The 8,855-nt window shown below is 39.7% G+C and carries 8 protein-coding genes and 2 tRNA genes; 1 reads left to right on the top strand and 9 read right to left on the bottom strand.

Annotated elements, in window-relative coordinates:
* Positions 1-46 precede the first annotated feature (46 nt).
* The 8 genes from artM to dnaQ all read right to left on the bottom strand — a co-directional run bounded on the left by artM (position 47) and on the right by dnaQ (position 4,819).
* The gene (gene artM / locus CVP05_RS11130) at positions 47-730 is read right to left on the bottom strand and encodes an arginine ABC transporter permease ArtM (RefSeq protein ID WP_100289642.1); all 684 of its coding nucleotides are present in this window, start codon (positions 728-730) and stop codon (positions 47-49) included.
* A gap of 2 nt (positions 731-732) precedes the next feature.
* Positions 733-1,404, bottom strand: coding sequence for an arginine ABC transporter permease ArtQ (gene artQ / locus CVP05_RS11125; protein ID WP_100289641.1), 672 nt, complete (start codon positions 1,402-1,404; stop codon positions 733-735).
* Between the two features lie 3 nt (positions 1,405-1,407).
* Complete coding sequence (locus CVP05_RS11120) at positions 1,408-2,136, bottom strand: lysine/arginine/ornithine ABC transporter substrate-binding protein (RefSeq protein WP_100289640.1); 729 nt, start codon at positions 2,134-2,136, stop codon at positions 1,408-1,410.
* A gap of 13 nt (positions 2,137-2,149) precedes the next feature.
* Complete coding sequence (gene artP, locus CVP05_RS11115; protein ID WP_100289639.1) at positions 2,150-2,878, bottom strand: arginine ABC transporter ATP-binding protein ArtP; 729 nt, start codon at positions 2,876-2,878, stop codon at positions 2,150-2,152.
* A gap of 148 nt (positions 2,879-3,026) precedes the next feature.
* Positions 3,027-3,614 carry a D-sedoheptulose 7-phosphate isomerase gene (lpcA, locus tag CVP05_RS11110; protein ID WP_100289638.1) on the bottom strand — a complete coding sequence of 196 codons (588 nt, stop codon included), beginning with the start codon at positions 3,612-3,614 and terminating at the stop codon, positions 3,027-3,029.
* A gap of 175 nt (positions 3,615-3,789) precedes the next feature.
* A tRNA-Asp gene (locus CVP05_RS11105) sits at positions 3,790-3,866 on the bottom strand.
* 26 nt (positions 3,867-3,892) lie between these two features.
* Positions 3,893-3,969: transfer RNA gene (locus CVP05_RS11100), tRNA-Asp, on the bottom strand.
* A 94-nt stretch (positions 3,970-4,063) separates the two neighbouring features.
* Positions 4,064-4,819: a DNA polymerase III subunit epsilon gene (gene dnaQ, locus CVP05_RS11095; protein ID WP_100289637.1), complete on the bottom strand. Its 756-nt coding sequence runs from the start codon at positions 4,817-4,819 to the stop codon at positions 4,064-4,066.
* Between the two features lie 65 nt (positions 4,820-4,884).
* Between dnaQ and rnhA the strand changes: the two genes are divergently transcribed.
* Positions 4,885-5,349 (top strand): ribonuclease HI, encoded by a 465-nt coding sequence (rnhA, locus tag CVP05_RS11090; RefSeq protein ID WP_100289636.1) that lies wholly within the window; start codon positions 4,885-4,887, stop codon positions 5,347-5,349.
* 77 nt (positions 5,350-5,426) lie between these two features.
* Here the strand turns inward: rnhA and mfd are convergent, their stop codons facing one another.
* Positions 5,427-8,855 (bottom strand): transcription-repair coupling factor, encoded by a 3,429-nt coding sequence (gene mfd / locus CVP05_RS11085; RefSeq protein WP_100289635.1) that lies wholly within the window; start codon positions 8,853-8,855, stop codon positions 5,427-5,429.

The raw sequence follows: 8,855 nt of genomic DNA, 5'->3' as shown, positions 1-8,855 counted from the left end.
TTTTGGGGTGCAGATCATTTTGACCGCTCTTTTTTATCATAGCGCTTTAAGTCGCTTTTTCAGTTTCTAATCGTTCAAAAGCAAGGACTTTGCGTTCGAGTTTACGCAGAAGTAGGGTGGCGATTCCTGTAATCACTAGATAGATAGCGCCAGCTAAGCCGTAGATTGTAAGGGCGTCATATTCTGTGCCATAGAGTTGTCGTGCATAGCCCATGATGTCTAAAATTGTGATAGTTGAGGCAAGTGAGGTGCCTTTAAAAACTAAAATAATTTCGTTGCTATATGAAGGTAAGGCACGCTTTAAGGCATATGGAATTAATATTTTTAAGGTCTGTAATTGGCTTAGACCAAGTGAGGCACAGCTTTCCCATTGTCCTTTGGGTATCGCTTTAACTGCTCCATGGAATAATAAGGTCGAATAGGCTGCACTGTTAAGGGCGAGGGTTAACATGGCGCAGAACCAGGCATTTGATAGTAATGCCCATAGTGGACTGTTGGTGATCCATTCAAACTGTCCAGGCCCGCTATAGATTAAGAAAAACTGTACTAAGAGCGGGGTGCCAGTAAATAAGGTTAAATAGCTTTTAACCATCAATTTGACACATTTACCGCCTAAGGATAGGAGATATGTAAGTCCTAAAGCCATAAAGAAAGCAACAACAAGGGAAACAAAAGTGAGTAATAAACTCGTTGGTATGCCTTGTGCGATAATAAGGAAGTAGTCGAACATATTTATTTACCTCCTCGTTCAAATCGGGTAAAGCGCCATTCTAATTTACGAATAAAAAATTGGCTGATTAGCGTGATCATTAAATAAATTAAAGCGGCAATACCAAACCAGGTAAATGGCTGGTGTGTATTCGTATTGATTAATCCGGCTTGGCGCATAATGTCATCAACCCCCACTAATGAAACAAGCGCGGTATCTTTTAATAGTACGAGCCATTGATTGCTTAAACCCGGTAGGGCATGTCGCCAAACTTGAGGGAGGACAATACGGATAAAGGTTTGTGTTCGATTTAACCCTAGTGCTGCGCCGGATTCCCATTGTCCAAGAGGAATAGCTTGTATGGCACCACGCAAGGATTGGGAAGCATAAGCTGCAAAAATCAATGAAAGTGCAATGACACCTGAACTAAATGCGCTTAATTCTAAATAATCTCCCGTAAGGGTTTCGACGAGTTCAGGCGTGCCAAAATAAATTAAAAAGACCACAAGGATTTCAGGTAATCCCCGTAGTAGGGTCATGGATATACTCGTGATTTGGCGTAGCGCGGCAATTCTCCCAGTTTCTAACACCACAAAGAGCATGGAAAGCAGTAAGCCTACGATCAATGAACAAACCGCTAACCCTAAGGTCATTAGGGTTGCGGTGTACATTAAAGAAAGATAATCAAGAAACATAGTTTATTGTGCAGTCATCCATTTATCGTAAATTTTTTGGTATTCACCGTTTGATTTAATGGCGGCTAGGCCTTTATTTAAATCTTCGACTAATTTTTTGTTGCCTTTGTTAACTGCGATTCCTAAGCCGTTGCCGAAATATTTTTTGTTGTCAACTTTGTCACCAATAAATGTGAGGCTGTCTTCTTTACTTAACATATCGGCAAGCACAGCGGTATCACCAAAAATAATATCAATACGGCCATTTTTAATATCTAAGATTGCATCTTGTAACGAAGCATAAGCTTTGGGTGCATATTGTTTTGCTTCAGCTACAACATATTGTTGGAAAGTAGTACCATTTTGCACGCCAACATTTTTCGCTTCGTCTAGGCTTTTAATTTTACCTTTTACTGCAACAAAGCTAGCTGAACTATCATAATATGGGTCACTAAACGCAACTTGTTTTGCACGAGCTTCGGTAATATCAATAGCCGAAATCGCCGCATCAATGCGTTTTAATTTTAATTCTTGAATTAAAGAGTCAAAAGATTGGCTCTTAAATTTACATGTTGCTTGAATCTCTTTGCAAATAGCATTAGCGATATCCACATCAAATCCGATGATTTCGCCTTTTTCATTGGTGAGCTCAAAAGGTGGATAACTTGGTTCCATCGCAAAAGTGATATCTTGAGCATGAGCAGCGAATGTTGTACTTGCGAAAAGTGCGGTTAAAAGTAGCGTTTTTTTCATGTTGTGTTCCTTTTTAGTGTGATAGATAGTGTTTAAATTGCTCGGTTTGTGGGGTCTCAAAACAGCGAGCATCACCCATTTCAATAATTTTTCCTTGCTCCATGTAGACGACTTTATTGGCGACCTTTTTCGCAACACTGACTTCATGGGTGACAATGACTTGTGTAATACCGGTTTGTTGCAATTCTTGAATAATCGAGACAATTTGCGCCGTAATTTCCGGATCAAGCGCCGCTGTTGGTTCGTCAAACAATAGCACTTTGGGTTTCATCATTAACGCACGAGCAATAGCAACCCGTTGTTGCTGGCCACCGGAAAGTTGCAAAGGGAAACGGTCTTCATAATTTTCTAATCGTAGACGCGCGAGTAATCCTTTTGCTCGTTCTCTCGCTTCTTGTTCTGTGATCCCTAATACTTTCATTGGCGCTTCAATTAAATTTTGTATAATGGTCATATGTGGCCAAAGATTATACTGCTGAAATACCATGCCGACATCTTGGCGTAGTTGGCGAATTTGTTTGGGATCGACTTTTGCAGACAAATTAAATTGGTTATTTGCCACACTTAATTCTCCAGACTGTGGCACCTCCAATAAGTTTAATGTACGAATCAGGGTGCTTTTACCTGCGCCACTTGGGCCAAGTAGCACGATAGTATCGCCATCTTCTGCGCTGAGGTTGATGTCAAAGAGTGCTTGTGATGAGCCATAAAAGAAGTTTAAATTTTTAACACGAATAGTCATTTTTATCACAATTCTCAAGAGAAGCTAAAATTGCAATAATATTAATATTATTTGCATAATTATGCAAATTGTATTTTGTTGTCGGAATGTTATGTAATTGATGGTTTTGTGGAGAGATAAGGCGAGTTGTTAGCTCGCCCAGGATGAATTATTGTTCAGTTTTAGCCATTTCAAATTCAATTAACATCATTAAAATATGAATAACTTTTATGTGGATTTCTTGAATGCGATCGGCATAACGGAAGTGAGGCACACGAATTTCTACATCGGCAAGCCCAGCCATTTGCCCCCCATCTTTCCCTGTCATGGCAATCACTTTCATTCCTTTTTCTTTTGCGGCTTTAATAGCATTTAGCACATTCTTGGAATTACCTGAAGTAGATAAACCAAACAGAACATCACCTTTTTGTCCAACGGCTTCTACATAGCGAGAGAAGACATATTCATAGCCGAAATCGTTACTAACACAGCTTAAATGGCTAACATCAGAAATCGCGATAGCGGGGTAGCCTGGACGGTTTTCTCGATAGCGTCCAGTTAGCTCTTCAGCAAAATGCATGGCATCGCAATGTGATCCTCCGTTACCGCAGGAAAGCACTTTGCCTCCTTGTTTAAAACTGTCTGAAATTAATAAAGCGGCTTGTTGAATTAATTTAATGTTGTTTTCATCGTTTACAAATTTATTTAATACATCTTGCGCTTCAATTAATTCTGCTTTAATTTGCTCCAAATACATAGTATCTCCTTTTATGTTTGTTGTTATAGACTGCAGACAGTCAAATTGTATAGTAAAAGTGTGGTCGGAATCTATATTTTTCAGGCAGAATATTTAGGGAATATAATAGTCGAGTAATATATTAAGTTTTATATTGCTCAAAAAGGTATGAACTAACTATGGAATATAAGAGAATTGGCGGAATGGACGGGACTCGAACCCGCGACCCCCTGCGTGACAGGCAGGTATTCTAACCAGCTGAACTACCACTCCGCAATAGGAAGATATACTATAAAAATTGGCGGAATGGACGGGACTCGAACCCGCGACCCCCTGCGTGACAGGCAGGTATTCTAACCAGCTGAACTACCACTCCGCACTGGTGGAACGCATAATAATCATGTTATTATCTGTCGTCAACTTTTTTTTGAGATCTTTTGTTTACTTGCTTAATCAATGAACGAAAATACTTAATGTAAGGCTTTTTCGCTCGTTGTCCATAAACATTTATCCCCACTTTTTTTATTGATAAGTTTGAGATAGTCAAGATGAGCTGAAAGTTCTTCTTCTGTCGGCATAATGGTTTTTAAATCTTGCTGAAAATGTACCGCACTTTGCATTTGGTGTTGTGCATTGGTTGGGGCAAGAACTTCTTCGGTTTCATCGAATAAGCTGGTTTGTCCCCCCGTCATTGCTAAATATACATCAGCAAGAATTTCCGCATCCAATAATGCGCCATGCAGGGTACGTTTACTATTATCGATAGCTAAACGATCACATAAGGCATCTAAATTGTTGCGTTTGCCTGGATACATTTGGCGGGCCATTTGTAATGTATCAGACACTAGGCAAATATTGGCTGTTTTGACGTTACGCCCAAGTTTGGCAAATTCATAATCCATAAAGCCCACGTCGAAGGGCGCGTTGTGAATCAGCAATTCAGCCCCTTGAATAAATTCAATGAACTCATCGGCAATTTCAGCGAAAACCGGTTTATCTTCTAGCATCTCATCTGTAATACCATGCACCTTGATTGCATCAGGATCAACCGGACGATCGGGTTTAATATAAACGTGATATGTGCGACCAGTATAGCGACGGTTAATCATTTCGACTGCCCCAATTTCAATAATACAGTGGCCTTCATAATGGGCACCAAATTGGTTCATACCAGTGGTTTCCGTATCTAGGACGATTTGACGGTTGGGATTAATTTCTATGCTCATGATAATTTTTAGGTTATGATCTTCGTGTTATGACAACAAATAGACTTCTATTGTAACAAAGATTTATGCAAAAAAAGATTGAAATTTTTACAGACGGTTCTTGTTTAGGTAATCCCGGTACTGGCGGTATTGGCATTTTATTGCGCTATAAGCAACATGAAAAACAGATTTCTCAAGGTTATCGACTTACAACGAATAATCGCATGGAATTACGTGCAGTTATTGAGGCATTAAGTTGTTTGACTGAGCCATGTCATGTAGTGTTGTACAGCGACAGCCAGTATATGAAAAATGGTATCACTCAATGGATTTTTAATTGGAAGAAAAATAATTGGAAGACAAGTACAGGTAAAGCGGTTAAAAATCAAGATTTGTGGATAGCGTTAGATCAAGCCATTCAAAAGCACCATATGGATTGGCAATGGGTGAAAGGACACGCGGGACATCGAGAAAATGAAATTTGCGATGAACTGGCGAAACAGGGGGCGCAAAACCCAACACTTGATGATATAGGTTATCAGCCTGAATAACTCTTCAGGTAAACAGTGTTTATTTTTGACTCGTAATAGATTGGTTATTGGCTTGAGGAATGCTCAAGCCATTTATTTTACGGGAGTAAGGTTTTCAGTAAATCTATCACAAAATCCAATCGCGCTTTATAGCTCTCAAATGTTTTTGTAAATCTAAACTTACTTGGACCATCGAATTTATATACATTCGGCTGTTGTTGAATGAGATGAATAAATTTTATTGGATCCATGTCTGCATTTGGGGCAAATTCAATAAAACCGCCTTGGGCATGGGCATCAATTTTGTTGATTTTTAATGTTTTGGCTTGCAGGCGAAGCTCCGCAATGTGGAACAGATTTTGTGTTGCATCAGGCAGGGTGCCAAAGCGATCGATGAGTTCCACCTTGAGTTCATTAAGCGCGGATTGATTATCGGCTCCTGCAATACGTTTGTAAAAAGATAAACGCATGTTGACATCAGCCAAATATTCTTCAGGCAATAAAGCCGGAATGCGTAAGTCAATTTCTACTTGAGATTGTGTAAGTTCTTCTAAACTCGGTTCTCGTCCGTTTTTTAATGCTTCTACAGCGCTTTCGAGTAAATCCATATAGAGGGCAAAGCCAAGACTTTCAATTTGGCCGCTTTGTTCCGCGCCTAATAATTCTCCAGCGCCACGAATTTCTAAGTCATGGGTTGCAAGTATAAACCCTGCGCCAAGATTATCGAGACTTTCTAGGGCTTCAAGGCGTTTTATGGCATCTTTGGTCATAACCTTTGGATTTGGTGTGAGTAGATATGCATAGGCCTGGTGATGTGAGCGTCCAACGCGTCCACGTAATTGATGTAATTGTGCTAAACCAAAATGATCGGCACGCTCAATGATAATCGTATTGGCAGAAGGTACATCAATTCCTGTTTCAATAATGGTTGAACACACGAGTACATTAAAACGTTGATGATAAAAATCAGACATAACACGTTCGAGATCGCGTTCACGCATTTGGCCATGTCCAATTGTAATACGCGCTTCGGGAACAAGTGCGGTTAATTTTTCTGCACAATTTTCAATGCTGGCCACATCATTGTGTAAATAGTACACTTGTCCACCACGTAGAATTTCGCGCAAAATGGCCTCTCGGATTAATAAATCATCAGATTGACGTACAAAGGTTTTAATCGTTAAGCGACGTGCTGGAGGCGTTGAGATAATGGATAAATCTCGAATGCCATTCATCGCCATATTGAGTGTGCGAGGAATTGGAGTGGCGGTCAATGTCAAAATATCAATATTGGCACGTAGTTGTTTGATTTTTTCTTTTTGTCGCACACCAAAGCGGTGTTCTTCATCAACGATAAGTAATCCTAAATCATTAAAATTGACATCAGATTGTAATAATTTATGTGTACCAATGAGAATATCAACTTTACCATCTTGTAAATCCTGTAAAATTTGTTTCTGCTCTTTGGTTGTTTTAAAGCGAGAAAGCACTTCTACATTGATAGGGAGATTAGCGAAGCGATCTTTAAAATTATCATAATGTTGTTGGGCAAGTAATGTTGTGGGAACAAGCATTGCAACTTGTTTTTCATTCATTATGGCTAAAAATGCAGCGCGCATAGCGACTTCGGTTTTGCCAAATCCGACATCACCACATACCAAACGATCCATCGCTTTTGCTTGACACATATCAGCAATAACGGCATTAATCGCCATTTCTTGATCGAGGGTTTCTTCAAAAGGAAAGGTTGCTGCAAATTTTTGCATTTCTTCTCGATCGTAATGAAAAGCGAACCCTTTTTGCGCTTCACGTTGTGCATATACATCTAATAATTCGGCTGCGACATCACGGATTTTTTCAGCTGCTTTTTGTCGTGAACGCACCCAAGCTTCGCTACCTAGCTTATGCAGAGGCGCATTTTCATCAGCACCTCCTACATAACGGCTAATTAAATGTAATGACGATACTGGCACATAAAGTTTTGCTTCATTTGCATAGATTAATAGTAAATATTCTGCCGTAATGCCGCTGTTTTCAATTGTCACTAAGCCGCCATAACGCCCGACACCGTGTTCCAAATGGACAACGGCTTGTCCAATTTTGAGTTCAGCAAGATTCCGGATTAATGTGTCAGGGTTAACGGATTTTTGTTTCGAGCGATTGCGTTGTTGTACGCGTTCGCCTAATAGTTCAGTTTCAGTGATAATCGCAAGGGTATTATCAATAAGGAATCCTTGATCAAGAGAACTAATCCATAGACTTTGTGCATGTTCCATATCATGACCGAAGCTTTTAATTTGTGTCGGCTTCAGTTTTAATGGTTTAAGGAGATCTAACAAGGTTTCACGTCGTCCTTCGCTTTCCACCGAAAATAGAATATTGCCCTTAAAGCTTTCCATAAATTGTCGTAACAATTGTAATGGTTCTTTATTTTGAGGCTGGATTGTCAGCTCAGGTAATAAGGTAACAGGTAAATTTTGTTGACGGACTGAGTGTCGTAATTTTTCTTTTTTTAAGGTTAAACGAGGGTAGCCTTTTAAAGTGCGGTTAATTTCATCAATTTTTAGCCATAGTTGTTGAGGCGCAAGTAATGGGCGCATTGGATCGATTTTACGGCTTTCAAAGCGATTTTCAGCATCTTGGTAAAAACGCTCGCCTTGAGCCATGTTGTCATCGAAATCCACAAATAATGTTTGTTCAGGTAGATAATCAAACAAACTGGCCATTTTTTCAAAAAAGAGAGGTTGCCAATACTCAATTCCAGCAACGAGAGTACCTTTACTAATTTGCTGATAAATGTGTTCAGGATCTCGGCGAATCTCACTAAAGGTTTCTCTAAATTGACTCCGAAAAAATTCAATACCTTTTTCATCAGTTGGAAATTCATGAGCGGGCAATAGATTAATTTGGGGGATTTCTTCTGATGTCCGTTGACTATCCACATCAAATGTGCGGATAGAATCAATTTCATCATCAAAAAAATCTAGGCGAAAAGGCACCGCACTTCCCATTGGAAAAAGATCTAATAAAGCACCACGTACAGCATATTCCCCATGTTCCCAAACTTGTTCGACTGCACGATAACCAGCACTTTCAAGTTGTAAACGCATTTTTTCAATACGTAACCGATCCCCTTTTTTGATTAACAATACGTTATTCGCCAAATATTCTGGCGGACAAAGCCGTTGCATTAGGCTGTTTATAGGTAAAATAAAAATACCTTGTTTAGCTTGTTGTAGATGAAAGAGTGCACTCAGACGGGCTGAAATAATATCCTGATGTGGTGAAAAGCTATCATAAGGTAACGTTTCCCAATCAGGAAATAGCGTGACAGGAAGTGCGGTCAAAGTTGGGAGAATTTTTTCTAATCGTATGGCACTTCGAGTATCCGCCGTGATAACAACGGTTAACCCTTGATATTGTTGAGCAATTTCGCTAATTGCAAGACTATCGGAACGGGAGAGCACGTTGCCGAGTAGTTTATGATCTTGCGGCTGAGTGGGAATGTTGAGATTAAAATAATGCAT

This window comes from Conservatibacter flavescens, assembly GCF_002795425.1.
GTDB lineage: Bacteria > Pseudomonadota > Gammaproteobacteria > Enterobacterales > Pasteurellaceae > Conservatibacter > Conservatibacter flavescens.
This window is presented reverse-complemented; position numbering and strand designations above follow the sequence as displayed.